The organism is Haloactinopolyspora alba (assembly GCF_003014555.1).
Classification (GTDB): Bacteria; Actinomycetota; Actinomycetes; order Jiangellales; family Jiangellaceae; genus Haloactinopolyspora; species Haloactinopolyspora alba.
The window spans coordinates 17,862-36,146 of record NZ_PYGE01000009.1; the positions used below are offsets into that span (position 1 = coordinate 17,862).

Here is an 18,285-nt window from a genome sequence, read left to right on the forward strand (position 1 = left end):
CTGACCTCGATTTGCAGATGGCGAAGGTCGCCGAGGGGTGGCGGCATGGTGCGGTTCAGTGCGGTCAGGTGTGCACGGCGAGCAGTTGGTCGCGAAACACTTCCGGCAGCGTGTCCTGCGAAAGTGCTCGCACGATGTGTGCTGCGCCTTCGGCTGCTGATCCCGCTGCCTCCGTCAACTCGTGGCCGGCCGCGGTGAGCCGCTGCTCGAGCAAGTGCCGCAACGGCCCGTCCTGACCTGCGATCCCGCCCACCGCCGCGAGTCGCCGGGTAAGGCCATCGGCAGCGTGCAGCAGCGTGGCCGCGAGCTCGTCGGCGGCTTGGGCGAGTAACTCGGCCGCAGCGTCGTCCTCTCGCGCCGCCGCCACGACGTCGGGCACGAACGACGCCATCGTCGCGGAGGGATCGGGGCTGCGGTGCAGGTCGTTGACGAGCGTCGCTACGCTGCCGAAGCGACTCTCGGCTGCTGTGCGCAGGGCCGCGGACGTCGTGGGTCGGCCCGTTGCATGTCGAACCGCGACCTCCAGCGCCCGACGACCGATCCACGCCCCGCTGCCGATGTCGCCGAGCAGGTGACCGAGGCCGTCGGTGCGCCTCCACGTGGTCGTCGCATCGGTGGCGATCACGACCGAACCTGTTCCGGCCGCGAGCACCGCCCCGGCCTCGAACCCCAGCGCTCCCACGTAGGACGACACGCCGTCTGCGAACACCGCCATCATGTCGGCGTGCACGATGTTCAGGATCGGCAGCAGCGCCTCCGTGACGTTCGGAAACGCCCGACCACCGGCGACTCCCAACCCCAGGGTGGCGACATCCAGGCCGTGCCGTCGCGTCGAGACCGTCACTTCACGGGCCACGGCGTCGCTGACCGCCCGCAGGTCCGGACCTGTTGCGGACACGGACGGCCGTACGTGACCTTGCACCATGTCGACGAGCTCGCCGCCGCGCACGATCGCGACGCGATAGCCACTGGCGCCGATGTCGACGCCCACGTGGCAGTCCTGGGCGGTGCGTCGACGGTTCGACCTGGTCGTGTGCTGTACCGCCTCTCGCAGGCTGCGATGCTTCTCGTCCAGGGCACGCGCTCGTGCAGGATCGACGTCCAACAGCAGGACGAGCAGAGCCGTGCGAACCTCTCCACCGCAGGTGTCGAGGGCGCGGGCGGCTTCCGGGGCTGATGCGCCGGAGGCGACTTGCAGCAGGGTGAGTACGCGGGCGCGCAGCTTGTCGTTGACCGGGACGAGATCGATCATCAGATTCGAGTAGGTGTGGCCCAAGCGGATCATCAGCGCGGTGGAGAAGCTGCTCAAGATCAGCTTCTGGGCCGTTCCCGCCTTCATCCGGGTCGATCCGGTGATCACCTCGGGGCCGGTCGCGGCACAGAGGTGATGATCGGCCCCATCGGCCAGGGGTGCACTGGGATCAGAGGTGATGGCGACGGTGCGGGCGCCGAGTTCCCGTGCGCGACGAAGGGCGCCGGCGACGTACGGCGTCCTGCCGCTGGCGGCCAGGCCGATGGCGATGTCATCGGCCCGGAGGGCCTGCTCGGCGTCCGCGGCGCCGGACTCGGGGTCATCCTCGGCGTCCTCGACGGCGCTGATCATCGCTGCCGTGCCACCCGCGAGATGAGCGGTGAACGTGTCGGAGGACACCCCATAGGTCGCCGGCACCTCGGCGGCGTCCAGCACCCCGAATCTGCCCGAGGTGCCGGCGCCGAAGTAGTGGACGCGACCGCCTCGTCGTACCGCCGCGACTGCATGATCCACGACCGCCGCCAGTTGCGGCAGTGTTGCCGCGACAGCCCCGGGAACATTGCTGTCCTCCGTGTTGATGCAGGTCAGGATCTCCTGCGTGCTCATCAGGTCGATGTCGTACGACTCCGACAGGCGTCGTTCCGTGGGCTTGTCCGTGCCGGTCGCGCGAGTTGTCACTCGGCCAGCTTCCACGGTCCGTGCGGTTCGCCGGGGACGTCGTTCCTCGTCCGCCTCGTCGTGACGTAGCGGTTCTCGCGGTACTCCACCTCGTCCTTCTCCGTGAAGATCCTCGACGGCCGCCACAACGCCGTGCCGTCCTCCGCCACCGCGATTTCCTGCCACGGACCGCGGGCAGCACCGGGTTCCTGGTTCGGCGCCCGCCACGAGGCAAGCCAGACGGAGCCTTCATGGGTGACGGAGTCACCTTCCGAGTACGTGGTCGCGGGGTCCCAGGCCCGTGGCGCGGGCTCGACGTCGGAGTCGTCGGTGTCGCAGGATCGGGAAACTGTGAGGTCCTCGAACGTGCTCTCCTTCGTCGCGTAGAGCCCGACACCGCCGCTACGCACGACGGTGTCGCGAGCATCGAGGATCTCTTCGCCGTTCAACGTCACCGTGATGCGGTCACCGTGGATCGTTGCGCCCAGCTCGACCGGACCGTCCAGAGGGTCGCTGAGGGATGTTCCCGCTACCTTGACCGGCCCCGACCTGTGAGCCTCGCGGATGATGCTCGCGTACTGCGTCCCGCGGCTGGTCTTGCCGACATGGATCCGGTACCCGTAGGAGTCGGTGGAATCTCGCAACGAGACGCCTGCTGCACCGCGGCCGGGCAAGGTGACGGTGGTGTCGACCTCGTAGTTGCACGTCTCGGAGAAGCGTGCGGGCAGGGCCGAGTCGACCAAGACGTGTGCCCTGCCACCGTTGGCAGCGAGCCGCAGTTGACCCGAGTCGACGGACGCCTCGCCGCGGATCCCCCGCCAGTGGTCCTGGTCCAGCACTTCGGCAATCGTGACGTTGTCGAAGGTCGCGGCCCGTCGATGCGTATAAGCCGCGACGCCTCCGGTAGGCAGGCGTGTGTCATTGGCGGAGATCGACGTGTCGCCGACAGTGGCGGTCAGATGTCGCCCGACGGCGGATACGGTCATGGTGTGTGCGGCATCGGCGTCGAGTCGCAGATCAGTCTCGGCGAGGACGGTGAGCTGGCCGTAGAAGACCTTGATGATCTGAAGCTTCACACCCTCCGACGTGTTGAGAACGTTGGCCCGGTAGTAGTTGCGGGAGTCGCGGTAGCGGAACGCGAGACCGGTCCGGGTGGTCGTCTGGTGGCGCGTCCCGGGCACGACCTCCGCTGTCATGACCATGTCGGTCGGCACGTCTTGCTGCACCGCGAACGACAGCCTGTCGGCGGTCGACGTCTGCGCCAGCTGCGTGCCTTCCTGGCCTCCCAGCGCCCAGTCACCGTGCGCCGGCCTCCAGCCCTCGAGAGACCCGTCATCGAAGCCGTAGACGGTGCTGTCCAGACTCGCCTCCGCGAAGTCCTCCTCGAGTACCGGGGTGAGATCGACGGCTGCCTCGACGGAGAGGGAGACGACGTCACCGTTGCGGGTGAACGCCGCCGGCTCACCGTTCACCAGCACCACGTCCGCGTCCGGAGCGTTGATCGACAGCGACCCCGTGAACGGATCCCCGAGCGAGATTCGCGCGGTGTCGCCGGCCAGCTCCACACTGATGTCGGACACGACGTCGGATGCGTCGACGAGGCTCGCGTCGTCCCTGACCAGCGACGAGCCCGACGTCAGCGAGTACCGCGTGAGGCCGCCGTCCTCGTCACGCTCGATGTAGGCGGTCTCGCCGTCGGTCGCGGCAGTCCCGAACTCCCTCGACGCGGGATCGTCCTCACGTGAGAGGTAGAACGTGCCGGTTCCCTCGGGGAGGTCGATCTCCAGAGCGGTCGCCACGGAGTGATCGACTCCGGGCAGCTCGATGCGTTCCGCTGTCACCGACGGCGCCGGACCGGCCTTGCCTGGAACCACCACGGTGTCCAGTCCGGTGGCGCCGGTGGTGGACCAGTCGTACGACAGATAGTCGACGTCGGTGCGTACGTCCTGACCGACCCGGACGGCGCCGTCGTCGTGGACGGTCGGGGTGACGTCGGAGCCAGCGGTGCCGACGGGTACGAGCTGCACGCCGGAGACCGGCTCGTCGCCCGGCACGGTGTCGAACCCGACCGTGGCGACGCCCGTGCTGTCGTCGACGGAGACCGGGTCGCCCGGGAAGTGCCAGAGCTGCCGGTAGTCGTGCGCGTCGGCATCGCCCGTCAGCGAGTCGGAGACGATCCAGAAGCCGGGCTTGACGAAGTAGACGACCCGGTCGTGGGTGATCGGCCGGTACCCCTGAGCCTCGCCACGGTAGACATCGAGGCCCGCGTTCGAGCGCCACAGCCATGTGGCGCGGGTGACTCCGGCTTCCTGCGGGCGTCCATCGACCTCGACGGTGTTGTGCGCCTCGGTCGTCCGACGCATCCAGTTGTTCGTCTCGGTTGAGCTGTAGTCTTTTCCGACCCCTGGATCGACGATCAACGGGCGGCCGTAGGCAGCCATCACGAGGCTGAGGTCGTCCGGATGCCGGTGGGATCTCGTGTAGCCGGTGTTCTGGTTGTTGATCAGCATGTACCGGGCATCGCTGTCCCAGCCGGAGCGCTGGACCGCGTAGCTGATGGGGTAGACCGTGGACCCGAGCGTCGGAACCGTCCCCTCGGTCCGACCGGAGCCGACCCAGGAGAAGTCGGTCCACGAGTTTCGCGCTCCGCTCGTCCGAATGGCGTCCGTACCCGCCCTGCCCTTCGCGGTGTCACCGATCAGAGCAGATTCGAGATTCGGCATGCGAGTCGCGAACAGAGCGTCTGCCAGCCGGTCCGCCGAACTGGCGATCGAGTCGGGGAGGCTCCGCCCGTTGGTGTCAGCGAACTCGATGATGGTGTTCAGCAGATTCGCAACGTAGGCGTGGTAGTTGAAGGTCGGCTCGCGGTACACGCTGTCGCTCTTGAGGTGTCTCCCGACGAACCATTCGACCGAACGCACGACGTACGGCTCCCACCTCGGCGATGCCGAGAACTCGGGAAAGTACACCGCCGAGACATAGATCGCGCGTGCGATCGAAAGGTACCAGTTGTTCCCTACGTAGTTCTGCAGCACGTCAGACAGGTGATCCGTCGTCGCGTGGACACCGGACAGGTACGCCACGAGGTCGGACGGGTCGATGGTCGGCTCGGTGCGGAACACGGAGAACGAGTCGACGAGCTGCGCGAGCCGCTTGGCCGCCGAGAGATTCCTGTTCGACGGCCAGCTCTGCATGTCGTTGAAGAAGTCGAGGGAGATGTCCATCCACGCGGCCGCGTACGTTGCGCGTTTCTGCGGGTCGCTCTCGTTGAGGTACGCGTCCGTCAGAACGGGCATGAACGAGAAGTCGGTCATCAGAACCCGCGCATGGCCCGGGTTCTCCTCGGTGCCGCCCCAGGTGTCGTGCCAGTCGACGTCGATCCGCTGCTCGGCATCGTCGTAGAAGTCGCGGGTCTCGGTGCCGAACCGGAAGATCCCGCTCGCGAGTTCGTCGGCGGTCGCGTCACGAATGCCGCCCCCTCCGGGCGACGGAACTTCGATACCGGTGCGGCCGGAATAGAACTCCGTGAGTTCCTCCGCGGCGCCTTCCTCGTCACCGGCGTCGAGCCTGTCCGCGACGTCGGCGAGCTCTGGACGTGACAGGTCGAGCAATTCGCCGAGCTCTGACATGTCGCCCGCCGTAGTGGCGGCCGTCGCCGTGGGCAGGCCCGTCGTTGACAGGCCTGTCGTCACGAGGGCCAGCACAAACATTGCGGCAGCCATAGCGCGAGCACGACCGTGAGTGGCTCGCCGGGGAACGTTCCGCTGCATGCCAGGGCCTCCTTGCATCTCGGTGTCCGTGACGGCGTCAGCCGTTGAGTTCGTCCCCCGTGTGTTCGTGCTCGGCTTCGTACTCGGCCAGGTCCGAGCCTGTGATGTCGTCCCGTGAAGACTGGAGAAGCACGGATCGGTGGCCCGTGCCACGAGCGGTTGAGGGCAACGGTGGTCCTTCCGGTCTGCGGCGGGGATCGCCGTGCCTGGCCCTTGACGTGTCGTTGCGTCACCGTAGGCGTACGCCACTCTGAGCGTCAATAGCGCGTCGTCCGCAATTCTCGAGCGTTCATGACCGCCAGGGGAGCTGATCGCTGTAGCGCGTCTGAGGGGCGGCTACGATGACACCGATGGCGACCCAGAAAGAAATCGCACGTCGTGCCGGCGTCTCGGTGTCGGTCGTCTCTGCCGTGCTCAACGGCACTACACACACTCGGATGAGTGACGAGACGCGGGCGCGCATCGAGGCGGCCATCGCCGAGGTCGGGTATGTGCCCAACGATGCTGCACGTGCATTGCGGCGCCAGCAGGCGGGCACGATCGCGGTGGTCGTCGAGAAGCTGGAGAATCCCGCCTACAAGGAGCTGTTCCACGGCATCTACGAGGCGGCCGAGGCGCGGGGTTGGGCGGTGGTGCTGGGCGACACCGTCTGGATGCGTTCCGGCAGCCACTTTCTCGCGCGGCTGCTTGGTCGAGGGTCGATAGATGCGATCCTGCTGCGGCACGACGGCCTGATCGACGAGGAGGCGCTCGCTCACCTGCGCGCAAGACCCACCCCCGTCGTGCTGCTGGAGCGCCAATCCGACCCGCAAGATCCGTGGGTGGCGGTAGACGACTCCGCCGCTGCACGGTTGGCCACCGAGCACCTCATCGAGTTCGGACACACCGATATCGCCTTCGTGGGCGGTACCGCCGGCCAGCCCTCGACGGCCCGTTACGAGGGATACGTGGCCGCCATGAACGACGCGCGGCTGTCACCTCGGGAGCACTTGTTCACGGGCTTCGGCGCCGAGTCCGGTGTTCGGGGACTGACTGAGCTCCGATCAGGCGATGTGTTGCCCACCGCGGTCGTGGTCGCGAACGTGATGTCGGCGGTCGGCTTGCTCGCAGCGGCTGCCGATGCGGGGATCGACGTTCCGCGCCGGCTCTCGGTGGTCGGGATCCACGACGTCGAGATCGCCGATGTCGTCAGGCCGTCGTTGACGACCGTCCGGTTGCCGATGCGGGCGCTGGGCGTTCGGGCGGTCGAGGAGCTGTCGGCGCTGCTCTCGGGTGCTCCCATGGAGCCGGGCGTGATCGCGGACCCGCCGCCGCAAGTCATCGCCCGTAGTAGTACCGCGCCGGCTCCTGCTGAGCTGACGTCTCGGAGTGACGAGTTGTGACCGCCTTCTGACGCAACGTTGCATCGGATCCTATTGACGCTCGGAACGCGGTCATCTACGTTGACGCAACGACACGTCAAGAGGAGCCATGTCATGACCGATCACCGCCCGCTCTTCCTACCGAACCGGCGGACGTTCCTCGCCGGTGTCGGCGCCGCCGGCCTCGCCGCAGTCGTGGGCTGCAGCGCCGACGGCGACAGCCCCAGCCGGAGCGACAAAGGCCCCGAAGCACCTGGCCTGGCAGACCTCGTCGACTCGGGCGAACTGCCCCCGGTCGAGGATCGACTTCCGGCCAAACCGCTGGTGGTCGAGCCTGTCGAGCGCGTCGGCGTCTACGGCGGTCGCCTGAACACCGTCGTGCTCGGTCAGCAAGACCTCTCCTACACGAAGATGACGATCGGCTACGAGGGTCTGATGCGCTGGACGCCGGACTGGTCGGACACGATCCCGAACGTCGCCGAGTCCGTCGACGTGTCCGACGATGCCTCGACGTACACGTTCCACCTGCGCGAGGGCATGCGATGGTCGGACGGCAAACCGTTCACGGCCGCCGACATCGTGTTCGCCGCGAACGACGTCGCGTTCAACGAGGAGTTCGCGGGCGCGGTGGAGTCGGCCCACCTGTCCAACCCCGATGGCGACGCGACGGCCGAGGCGCTCGACGAGTACACCGTCCGGATCACGTTCCCGTCACCGAACGCGGGCTTCCTCGACGAGCTCTCCACGTTCAACAGCGCGGGGGTCCTCGTCGGGCACCCCAAGCACTACATGTCGCAGTTCCACCCCGCCCACAACGACAAGGCGCAGGCGAACGCGTCGGCGGCCGGCTTCGAGCACTGGGTCGACTACTACGTCGACCGCGCCGACTGGCGCATCAACACCGAACTGCCGACCGTGAACGGGTGGGTCGTGACCCGCACCCTCGAGGAAGGCAGCGAGATCCTCGCCGAGCGCAACCCGTACTACTGGAAGGTCGACCCCGACGGCAGCCAACTGCCGTACCTCGACGAGATCCGCCACGAGCTGGTCAGCGACGAGGAGGTCGTGCTGCTCAAGGCGACCCAGGGCGAGCTCGACATCGTGACCCGCCACATCAACAGTCTCGAGAACAAGCCGGTGCTCGCCGACGCTCGCGAGGACGGCGACTACCATTTCATCGACCTGCAGACGAGTTTCATGAACGAGATGGTCATCTCGCTCAACCTCAACCACCAGAACCAGGTGAAGCGGGAGATCTTCCAGAACAAGGACTTCCGCATCGCGCTCTCACACGCGATCAACCGCGACGAGATGAACAACGCGGTATTCCAGGCGCAGGGCGAGGCGTGGCAGGCCGCGCCCAACCCCGACTCGATCTACTACGACGAGGAGATGGCGCAGCAGTACACCGAGTACGACGAGGATCTTGCCAACCAGATGCTCGACGAGGCCGGGTACGCCGAGCGTGACTCCGACGGCTACCGTGTCGGCCCCGACGGCGAGCGCATCCGTATCACCGTCGAGATCGCCTCTCCCGCGCCGACGCCGTACATGGTCGACGCCATGGAGCTCGTCTCCGGGTACTGGGACGCGGTGGGCATCGACACACGGCCGGAACCGATCGACCGCTCGCTGTACCAGGAGCGCACCGCGGCGAACGAGCACGACGCCGGTGTATGGAACGGTACCGGCGGGTTCCGCGACGAGGTGCTCGCGCCGCTGTACTACCTGCCTTCGCGCACGGCGTTGGTCGCGTGGGCCGTCGAGTGGGCGGAGTACTTCATCAGTCGTGGCGCGGAAGGCGAGACTCCGCCCCAGGCGCCGCTGCGCCAGATGGAGCTGTTCTGGCAGATGGAGTCGGAGCCCGACCAGGCGCGGCGCGAGGAGCTCTTCCGCGAGATCCTGCAGATCGCCAAGGACGAGTTCTACACGATCGGCACGTTACGGATCCCGCTCAGCTACGGCACCGTCGCCAACAGCCTCAAGAACGTGCCGGAGGCCTTCCCGACCGCGTTCCGGTTCGCCGATCCCGCACCGACCAACCTGTCGCAGTACTTCTTCGAGGACTGATCCGCGAGTCGCGGTCACGGGCGGTGCCGACGCGATCGGCGCCGCCCGTGCGACGGCCGAACGTAGAGATGGGTGAGAGAACCCGATGGTGCAGTTCCTGATCCGGCGCATCCTGTACATGATCCCGACGCTGTTCCTGATCTCGATGCTGGTGTTCGTGATCATCCAGCTCCCGCCCGGTGACTACCTGACCACGGTGATCGTGGAGATGGAGGAGAGCGGCGAGGGCGTCGATCAGGCGCAGATCGAGTACCTGCGTGGGCGGTACGGACTGGATCAGCCGATCTGGGTGCAGTACTGGCAGTGGATCTCGGGCATCATCTTCGAGCTGGACTTCGGCCATTCGTTCGAGTGGGGCCGCGAGGTGTCGTCGCTGGTCGCCGACCGGCTGCCGCTGACGATCGCGATCTCGCTCATCACCGTCGTGTTCACGTGGGCGATGGCGTTGCCGATCGGCATCTACTCGGCCGTGAAACAGTACTCGGTCGGCGACTACTTCTTCACCACCATCGGGTTCCTCGGCGTCGCGACGCCGAACTTCCTGCTCGCGCTGTTGTTGATGTGGGCCGCCGCCAGCATGGGGATGAGCGTGGGCGGCATGTCGCCCGCGATGTTCGTGGTCGCCGTCGTCGTGCTCGGCACGGCCGGCACTGCGGGCCTCATCCGCGTCATGCGCGCGAACCTTCTCGACGAGCTGAAGAAGCCGTACGTGGTCGCGGCCAGGGCGCGCGGCATCCCGCAGCGCAAACGCCTCATCAAATACCCCGTACGTGTGGCCATGAATCCGTTCGTCTCGTCCATCGGGTGGCTGCTTCCCGGGTTGATCTCCGGTGAGGTCATCGTCTCCAGCGTGATGAACCTCCACACCACCGGCCCGCTGCTGCTGGAGGCGCTACGCGGTCAGGACATGTACCTGGCGGGATCGATCATCCTGATCGCCGCCGTGCTCACCGTTGTCGGAACGCTGCTGTCGGACCTTGCGCTGGCGTGGCTCGATCCGCGGATCCGGATCAACTGAGGGAGCGAGACAGATGTTCCGAAACAACGCCTCGACCATCGGGCCCGACAGTGAGCCGGACGACCAGGCCGCGGAGAAGTACGCCGTCGCCTCGCGCTGGCGCCTGGTGTGGCGGCGCTTCCGCAACCACAAGCTCGCCATGGCGGGCCTGATCGTCACGATCCTGGTGTACGTCGTGGCGGTGTTCGGGGAGTTCCTCGCCCCGTACAGCACCAGCCACCTCAACGACGAGTACACGTATGCACCGCCGCAGCGGCTGCAGATCGTGGACACGTCCGGGGACGACTGGGACTGGGGCCTGCACGTCAACGGCTACACGATGGAGCGCGACCCCGAGACGCTCGCACAGGAGTTCACGACGGACCCGGACAACAAGGTGCCGGTGGGGTTCTTCGTGAAAGGAGAAGAGTACGAACTGTTCGGCCTGATTCCGTGGGACCGTCATTTGATCGGCCCGGTCGACAGCGACACCCCGATGTACCTGCTCGGAGCGGACCAGATGGGGCGCGATCAGTTCTCGCGCATCATCCACGGCACGCGGATATCGATGTCGGTCGGCCTCGTCGGTGTCGCGATGGGATTCGTTCTCGGCATCCTGCTCGGAGGCATCTCGGGGTACTTCGGCGGCAGGACCGACACGATCGTCCAGCGTGCCGTCGAGCTGTTCATGTCGCTGCCCACACTGCCCCTGTGGCTGGGGCTGGCGGCGGCGATCCCCCGAGATTGGGGTAGCGTCGAGAGATACTTCGCGATCACCGTCGTGCTGTCGCTGGTGGCGTGGACGGGCCTGGCGAGAGACGTACGCGGCCGGTTCATGTCGCTGCGCGAGGAGGACTTCGTGACGTCCGCCCGCCTCGACGGCACGGGCGAGCCCCGAATCATCTTCGGCCACGTCCTGCCGTCGTTCACCAGCCACCTGATCGCGACGCTGACCCTGTCGATCCCGACGATGATCCTCGCCGAGACGGCGCTGTCGTTCCTCGGTCTCGGGCTGCAGCCACCGACCGTGTCGTGGGGTGTGCTGTTGCAGGAGGCCCAGAACATCCGCGTCATCTCGACGGCGCCGTGGCTGCTGCTGCCGGGGGTCGCCGTCGTGGTCGCGATCCTCGCGCTGAACTTCCTCGGCGACGGTCTGCGCGATGCGGCCGACCCGTACAAGCACTGACAAGGGAGCACCCGCAATGACCGCCATGACCCGAGCGGAGGAGGCCTCCGTCTCCCAGAACAGTGGTGCTGCGCGTGCGCCGGGCGACAGTGGCGAGGCCGTGCTGACCATCGACGGACTCAAGACGCACTACAAGACGGACGAGGGCGTCGTGAGAGCCGTCGACGGCGTCGATCTCACCGCCTACCGTGGCCAGACCACGTGCGTGGTCGGTGAGTCGGGCTGCGGCAAGTCGGTGACGGCGCGATCGATCCTGCAGCTGATCGACCTGCCGGGGAAGATCGCCGACGGGCGCATCATGTGGCAGCCGGACCCGGCCGTCGAGGCCGTCGACCTGACGACGCTGGACGAGGACGGTGAGCAGCTGCGCCGCGTGCGCGGCGGCGAGATCGGCATGGTCTTCCAGGAGCCGATGGCGTCGCTGTCGCCGATGTACACGGTCGGATCGCACCTGGTGGAGACGATCCTCCTGCACACGGATCTCAACGAGGCCGATGCGAAGGACCGGGCCATCCATGAGCTCAAGCGGGTGGGCATACCGCAACCGGAGCGGCGCTTCGACGCGTATCCGTTCCAGTTGTCGGGCGGCATGTGCCAGCGCGTGATGATCGCACTGGCGCTGTCCTGTGAACCCGCGCTGCTGATCGCCGACGAGCCGACCACTGCGCTCGACGTCACCACCCAGGCACGCATCCTCGACCTCCTCCTCGGGCTGCAGGAGGAGACCGGGATGTCGATGCTGTTCATCACGCACGACCTCGGGGTGGTGGCGGAGATCGCGGCCGACGTGTCGGTGATGTACCTCGGCAAGGTCGTCGAGAAAGCCGGGGTGGACGAGCTGTTCGAGAACCCGCAGCACCCCTACACGCAGGCCCTGCTGGAGTCGATTCCGAGCCTGGACCATGACGGCCAGAAGCCGGGCCGTCTGCGCGCGATCAGCGGGACGGTGCCGCACCCCGCCGACCGTCCGGCCGGGTGCTCGTTCCACCCGCGCTGTCCGCACGCGATGGCGGGGACCTGCGATGCCGAAGAGCCCCCGGTGATCGATCTCGGCGACGGCCGGATCGCACCCTGCCACCTGCACGACCCGGAGAGCTCGGGGCCCGGCCGGCCGTTGCCGTTGCTGCCCGTCCCGCCCGTCCAGGAGGCCCGGGCCACCGGCGCGGACGATGCGGTCGACGTCGCCGCCGTGCCCGCGCCCGACCTGGCTGGCAAGCAGCCGATGCTGCGCGTGCGGGACCTGTCGGTCGAGTTCCCGATCCGGAAGGGCTTCTGGAACCGCACCGTCGGGCACGTAGGCGCCGTCAGCAGCGTCGATCTCGACATCTACCCCGGTGAGACGCTCGGGCTCGTCGGCGAGTCCGGCTGCGGCAAGACCACGCTCGGTCGCAGCATCGTCCGCGCGCTGGAGCCCACACGGGGATCGATCACCTACCGCCCGCCCGGCTCGGACGGCGAGGTCGATCTTGCGGCACTTGGCGGCCGCGCGTTGCGGCCGTACCGCAGCGACGTGCGAATGATCTTCCAGGACCCCTTCACCTCGCTGAACCCGCGCAAGACTCTGCTGCAGCTGATCGGCGAGCCGCTCCGGCGGGCCGGCGCGCGCAACGGACCGGTCGCCGGCACGAAGGTGAACGACAGCACCACCCAGGACCAGGTCGCCGAGATGCTCGCGAGGGTCGGCCTGCGGCCGGAGTACATGTGGCGATACCCGCACGCGTTCTCGGGCGGGCAGCGTCAGCGCGTCAACATCGCGCGGGCGCTCATCACCCGCCCCAGCGTGGTCGTCGCCGACGAGGCGGTGTCCGCCCTCGACGTGTCCGTGCGTGCGCAGATCCTGAACCTGCTGAAGGACCTGCAGGAGGAGTTCCGGCTCACCTACCTGTTCATCTCGCACGACCTGTCCGTGGTCGAGCACGTGTGCGATCGCGTCGCCGTGATGTACCTGGGGCGGGTGGTCGAGCGGGCCGACACGGACTCGTTGTTCGAACAGCCGCGGCACCCGTACTCGGAGGCGCTGCTGTCGGCGGTGCCGCAGCCCGATCCGCGCCAACGCGGCACAGGTAAGCGCATCCGCCTGCCAGACGACCTGCCGGATCCGACCGACCCGCCGCCTGGGTGCCGCTTCCACACCCGCTGCCGGTTCGCAGTCGAAGGACTGTGCGACCGGGCCGGAGCATCGCCGGTGCTCCGGGATGAGGCGAGTCACTCGGTCGCGTGTCTGCGCGCCGAGGAGATCCAGTTGCAGGGCCGCCAATGATGCACCAACCCGAGAGGACGAAACTGACATGACGATCCAGGACCCGAGTCCAGGCCGTACCGTGCTTCTCCGCACGGCGTGGCAGGTGGACAACCTGGGCGATGTCGCTCATGTGCCGGGAGCGATCCGGGCACTCCAGAAGCACGGCGGGGCCGAGGTGATCCTGTGGCCGCTGGATCTCGGCACACGGGAGCGGCAGCTGATCGCCGAGATCCACCCCGACGTGGAGATCGTCGACGGGGAGGTCTCCGACAGCGGCCTGCCCACCGACTCTGACGTCCTCGCCGCGTGGGAGCGCGCGGACGTGTTCGTGCACGGCCCTGGCGCGTCGCCGATGCTGGGGAAGGAGATCGACGGCTGGCGCGCGCACACCGGCAAGCCGTACGGCTACTTCGGCGTCACGGCCGATCCGGTCTGCCCGCCCACGTTGGCGACGCTCGCCGAGATCGACAAGATGATCGACCTGCTGCTCGAGGACTACATGGACGACGAGCTGCGCGAACGCCTCGAGGGTGCGGAGTTCTTCTACGCTCGCGACTCGCTGAGCCTGAAGTACCTGCGCGGCCAGAAGCTGCAGGGCGTGCGGCTGGAGTTCGGCCCGGATGCGACCTTCGAGTTCACGCACCGCGACGACGACGCGGCCGAGGCGTTCCTGCAGCGGTTCGGGCTCACCGAACGGCAGTTCGGCTGCTTCGTCCCGCGCGTGCGGTACGCGCCGTATCCGCAGATGAAGCGCCGGCACCCCACGCGCGAGCAGCAGCGCCGTGCGGCCCTGAACCAGGTGACGTGTAGCGAGGACCTGGACGCGTTCGCGGGCATCGTGACCGACTGGGTGCGAACCACCGGCACACCCGCGGCGGTCGTGCCGGAGATGAGTTACGTGCACGAGCTCGCGCTGGGGCATCTACCCGAGCGCCTCCCGGAGGACGTCCGTGATCGCGTGCACGTCCTGGACCGCTACTGGCCGCTCGAGGAGATGTCCGGCGTCTACGCGCGCGCTGCGGTCGTGGTGAGCATGGACTGTCATTCCCCGATCATCGCTGCCGCGCAGGGGACCCCGACGTTCTACGTGCGCCTGCCCACCGAGACGACGAAGGGCAGGATGTACGCGGATCTCGGCGACCCGGACATGGTGGTCGAGATCGAGGACGCGCCGCGTGCGGGGCAGCTCGCGATCGCCGCCTATCGAGACTGGGACGCGGCGTCCCGTCGTGCGGTCGCGCTGGCCGAGAACGCGGATGCCCTGCTGCGGGAGGTGGCGGTCGCCGTGAGCCGTGCGCCGGCGCTCACCTGAGTACACGGGCGGGGCGAGAGTCCGCACCCAGGTGATCGGGCTGCCGGCGAAGTTCGAGCATCAGCCGCGCCGTCGCGTGGGGCCGGACGCGGTGGATCGGACACCGACGACGCAGCGCCGCCGGTGTCCGATCCGTTGCTGGGTGGGCGGCGCTGCGGCACAGCGTTTGGAAGGCGTAGCGACCGGGGACGACAGGCTTGAGGTCCCCGTCGGCGGCGATCACCTCAAGGGCCATGAACGGCTGGCTGGTCCGCGTCCCCCGGCGGCCAGCGTCAGGACCGCGCCCCGGTCGCGGGCAAGTGCCCCGAGGTCCAGCAACATCGTCCGGGTCGTGTGCTGCTCGGCCGCCGAGAGCTCACGCCACCCTGCAAGCTCTCGGCGCAACTCCTCGACGTTGCCTCGCTACCGCGCTCCGCTGCGTGCCACAGGATGAACCGTGCCGCCGTCCGTGCCACGTGTCATGCCACGGGCGGAGGATCCGGTCTTCCGGAATGACTGTCCTTGCTGGTGGGGCGGGCGGGACTCGAACCCGCGACCCAAGGATTATGAGTCCTCTGCTCTAACCGGCTGAGCTACCGCCCCGATCGTTGTCGCGTATCGGGTTCCGGCCGAACCTCGTCCGGCCACCGGGGTACCTTACCCGGTTCCGGGCTCGTGTCCGTCTCCGGGCGGCCGCTCCGAGCGCGGGCCGGCAAACCGTACCAGCTGGTGCCGATGAGCCGTTCGTCGTCGTCGAGTTCCGGGCCGATGCGTGAGATGTCGTCGGTGAAGTTGGTGGCGGCGAACCCCTGGACACGCTCGCCAGGGGCGTAGCGTGATGGCGGGCGCAATGGGCGCCCGCCTGCTCCCGCGGCTGGAGGCGAGCGTGACGAAACGACGGGTTTGGGTCGCGTGCGCGGCCGGTCTCTTCCTTGCCGCCTGCACGGGAACGTCGGACGAGGACGACGGGGCCGCGCCGAGCCCGCCGGCACCGTCGAGCACGCCCGATTCCACCCGTACGTCGCCGCAGCCGGGCAGCCCGTCGGTGCCGCCGGATCGGACGCCGCAGCCGCCACCGAGCGGGACGCCGGCGCCGGACCGGACGCTGGAGGTGGTGGCGCCGGACGACGGTTCGACGGTGTCGTCCCCGGTGGTCGTCGAGGTCGAGGTGTCGGGATTCTCGCTGGTGGATCTGGGCGGGGACACGCGCGAGGACGAGGGTCATCTGCACGCTTTCGTGGACGAGGTCCCTCCCGACGATCAGGTGTGGCTGCGGGAGTCCCCGTCGATCGTGACCTCGGCGGATGCGACGATCGAGCTCGGTGAGCTGGCGGCAGGGGAGCACACCGTCACCGTCGTCGCCACGTACTCGTATCCGGTGCCGTTCGAACCGCGGGTTGAGGACGGCGTCACCTTCGTCGTGCAGTGAGCCTGGTGCGGACTTCCGCCGTATGTTCTAATGTTCGTTAGAACAATAGGAGCTGAAGTGAGGGGCGGTCATGAACGCTGACCACGACGCCACGTCGACCGGCGACCCGGTGTGGATCTGCGTCACCTGCGGCGGTCACGTACCCGCCGCCCCGCAGCCACCGGACGTCTGCCTGATCTGCGCCGACGAGCGGCAGTGGATTCCGCCGGCGGGCCAGCGCTGGACGACGCCGGAGAAGGCCGCCGCCGACGGGTTCCACACCGAGATCCGCGAGATCGAGCCCGGGCTCACCGGCATCGGGCTCGAGCCGCCGATCGGAGTCGGCCAGCGCGGCGTGCTGGTGTCCACGGCAGCCGGGAACGTCCTGTGGGACCCGCCGCCGGTGCTGGACCGCAACGCGATCGACGCCGTGCGTGCCGCCGGCGGGCTGGGTGCCGTCACGTCGAGCCATCCGCACATGTACGGCGCGATCGTCGACTGGAGCGCCGAGTTCGACGCGGAGATCGCGCTGCCCGAGGCGGACCTCGCGTGGCTGTTCCGCCGGGAACGCCCGGTGCGGACGTGGTCCGGCTCGCTCGAGGTCGTCCCCGGCGTCACGCTCATCCAGTGCGGCGGGCACTTCCCGGGCAGCGCGGCGCTGCACTGGACCGACGGGGCTGACGGCCGCGGGGTGCTGCTGACCGGCGACACGATCTACGTGACGCCGGGCGCTGACCGGGTGTCGTTCCTGTGGAGCGCGCCGAACCATCTGCCGCTGCCCGAACGCGCCGTGCGCGGCATCGCGGCGGCGGTGCGGCCGTACCGGTTCGACCGGATCTACGGTGGGTGGTGGCATTCGGTCGTGAGCAGCGGCGGCGACGCGACCGTTCAACACTGCGCCGAGCGCTACATCAGCTTCCTGCGGGACGAGGCGGTCCTGGACCCGCAGCCGGGGCAGGGCTGACGACGAGGATCGAGGAGCCGATGGGCGAGTTCGTCGAAGAACCGATCTATGCGCAGCTGGCACGTGTCGGCAAGGCATTGGCCAACCCGGCGCGGCTGCGCCTGCTCGACCTGCTGGACCAGCGGGAGCGCACCGTCGAGGAGCTGTCGAACGAGGCGGGGATCGCGCTGAAGAACACGTCGGCGCAACTGCAGCAGCTGCGCGCGGCCAACATGGTGACCAGTCGCAAGGACGGCACGCGTGTGCTGTACCGGCTGGCGGCGCCGGAGGTGTCGGCGTTCCTCGGCCGGTTCCAGAGCTTCGCCGCCGAGCGGCTGTCGGATCTGCGTGACGCGGTCGCCGACCACCTCGGTGATCCCGCCGTTCTGGAGCCGGTGTCCGCCGACGAGCTGGACCGGCGCCTGAACGGTTCCGATGTGGTGGTGCTCGACGTCCGGTCGGCGGGGGAGTACGCCGCAGGACATCTGCCCGGCGCGGTGTCGGTGCCGATGGACGAGCTGCGCGACCGTCTGGACGAGCTGCCGCGCGGAGCCGAGATCGTCGCCTACTGCGACGGCCCCTACTGCGTGGTGTCGCCGGACGCGGTCCGCCTGCTCAAGGCGCACGGCCTCGCCGCGCACACCCTCGACGGCGGGCTCACCGCGTGGGCGCGTTCCGGTCGCGAGCTCGTCGCGGGCTGACTTCGTCCGGGTGCCAAGCCGCGCGGCGCATGTCGACGCGGGCGCCGTCGGCCGTCATCGGCGTCACCTCGGCGGCCAGCTCGCGCTGTGCGCGCACCTCGTTTCCCGGTGGCAGCCGCCCGTTCGACGTCACCACCCGCCACCACGGAACCGCTGCGCCCACGGCCGACATCACCGCGCCGACCTGGCGCGGCCCACCACGGTCGAGCTCTTCGCCGACCACGTCGGCGATGGCGCCGTACGACATCGCCCGGCCGGACGGGATCCGCTCGACCAGGCTGAGCACCGCCTCCACGTACTCCTCGTCGACCACGCGCACATGTTCTCACCCGCGTCCACCTGTTCCATGATCATCATGGGAAGCGGCCCGTAGGTGGGTTCGTGGCCCTCAGTGACGTCGTGGCCTC

General features: G+C 68.3%; 12 protein-coding genes, 1 tRNA gene and 1 pseudogene. 9 read left to right on the forward strand and 5 right to left on the reverse strand.

The window, feature by feature from the left end; genetic code table 11:
• Positions 1–64 precede the first annotated feature (64 nt).
• From CLV30_RS27865 to CLV30_RS13325, 3 genes and pseudogenes are all read right to left on the reverse strand, one after another.
• Positions 65–991, reverse strand: a complete 927-nt coding sequence (locus CLV30_RS27865; protein WP_420841998.1) for a BadF/BadG/BcrA/BcrD ATPase family protein — start codon at positions 989–991, stop codon at positions 65–67.
• A 30-nt stretch (positions 992–1,021) separates the two neighbouring features.
• A pseudogene (locus CLV30_RS27870) lies at positions 1,022–1,930 on the reverse strand (N-acetylmuramic acid 6-phosphate etherase); the annotation flags it as partial.
• Complete coding sequence (locus CLV30_RS13325; RefSeq protein ID WP_165358624.1) at positions 1,927–5,538, reverse strand: heparinase II/III family protein; 3,612 nt, start codon at positions 5,536–5,538, stop codon at positions 1,927–1,929. The pseudogene CLV30_RS27870 and the gene CLV30_RS13325, both read right to left, overlap by 4 nt.
• A gap of 491 nt (positions 5,539–6,029) precedes the next feature.
• On the opposite strand from CLV30_RS13325, the gene CLV30_RS13330 reads away from it, so the two are divergent.
• The 6 genes from CLV30_RS13330 (at position 6,030) to CLV30_RS13355 (ending at position 14,847) form a co-directional block, all read left to right on the forward strand.
• Positions 6,030–7,061 carry a LacI family DNA-binding transcriptional regulator gene (locus CLV30_RS13330; RefSeq protein WP_165358625.1) on the forward strand — a complete coding sequence of 344 codons (1,032 nt, stop codon included), beginning with the start codon at positions 6,030–6,032 and terminating at the stop codon, positions 7,059–7,061.
• Between the two features lie 93 nt (positions 7,062–7,154).
• Positions 7,155–9,110 carry an ABC transporter substrate-binding protein gene (locus CLV30_RS13335; protein WP_106537724.1) on the forward strand — a complete coding sequence of 652 codons (1,956 nt, stop codon included), beginning with the start codon at positions 7,155–7,157 and terminating at the stop codon, positions 9,108–9,110.
• Between the two features lie 85 nt (positions 9,111–9,195).
• Positions 9,196–10,128 carry an ABC transporter permease gene (locus tag CLV30_RS13340; RefSeq protein WP_106537725.1) on the forward strand — a complete coding sequence of 311 codons (933 nt, stop codon included), beginning with the start codon at positions 9,196–9,198 and terminating at the stop codon, positions 10,126–10,128.
• Positions 10,129–10,141: 13 nt separating this feature from the next.
• A complete protein-coding gene (locus tag CLV30_RS13345; protein WP_106537726.1) occupies positions 10,142–11,293 on the forward strand; it encodes an ABC transporter permease in 1,152 nt (383 codons plus the stop codon).
• A gap of 16 nt (positions 11,294–11,309) precedes the next feature.
• Positions 11,310–13,553: an ABC transporter ATP-binding protein gene (locus CLV30_RS13350; protein ID WP_106537727.1), complete on the forward strand. Its 2,244-nt coding sequence runs from the start codon at positions 11,310–11,312 to the stop codon at positions 13,551–13,553.
• Between the two features lie 28 nt (positions 13,554–13,581).
• Positions 13,582–14,847, forward strand: a complete 1,266-nt coding sequence (locus tag CLV30_RS13355; RefSeq protein WP_165358626.1) for a polysaccharide pyruvyl transferase family protein — start codon at positions 13,582–13,584, stop codon at positions 14,845–14,847.
• A gap of 505 nt (positions 14,848–15,352) precedes the next feature.
• Here the strand turns inward: CLV30_RS13355 and CLV30_RS13360 are convergent.
• Positions 15,353–15,429: transfer RNA gene (locus tag CLV30_RS13360), tRNA-Ile, on the reverse strand.
• 283 nt (positions 15,430–15,712) lie between these two features.
• On the opposite strand from CLV30_RS13360, the gene CLV30_RS13365 reads away from it, so the two are divergent.
• The 3 genes from CLV30_RS13365 (at position 15,713) to CLV30_RS13375 (ending at position 17,878) form a co-directional block, all read left to right on the forward strand.
• Complete coding sequence (locus tag CLV30_RS13365) at positions 15,713–16,255, forward strand: hypothetical protein (RefSeq protein ID WP_129711011.1); 543 nt, start codon at positions 15,713–15,715, stop codon at positions 16,253–16,255.
• Between the two features lie 70 nt (positions 16,256–16,325).
• Complete coding sequence (locus tag CLV30_RS13370) at positions 16,326–17,198, forward strand: hypothetical protein (protein ID WP_106537730.1); 873 nt, start codon at positions 16,326–16,328, stop codon at positions 17,196–17,198.
• Positions 17,199–17,218: 20 nt separating this feature from the next.
• Positions 17,219–17,878 (forward strand): ArsR/SmtB family transcription factor, encoded by a 660-nt coding sequence (locus CLV30_RS13375; protein WP_106537731.1) that lies wholly within the window; start codon positions 17,219–17,221, stop codon positions 17,876–17,878.
• Here the strand turns inward: CLV30_RS13375 and CLV30_RS13380 are convergent.
• Positions 17,835–18,191, reverse strand: a complete 357-nt coding sequence (locus CLV30_RS13380; RefSeq protein ID WP_106537871.1) for an MGMT family protein — start codon at positions 18,189–18,191, stop codon at positions 17,835–17,837. The two genes, CLV30_RS13375 and CLV30_RS13380, sit on opposite strands and share 44 nt — an antisense overlap.
• Positions 18,192–18,285 lie beyond the last annotated feature (94 nt).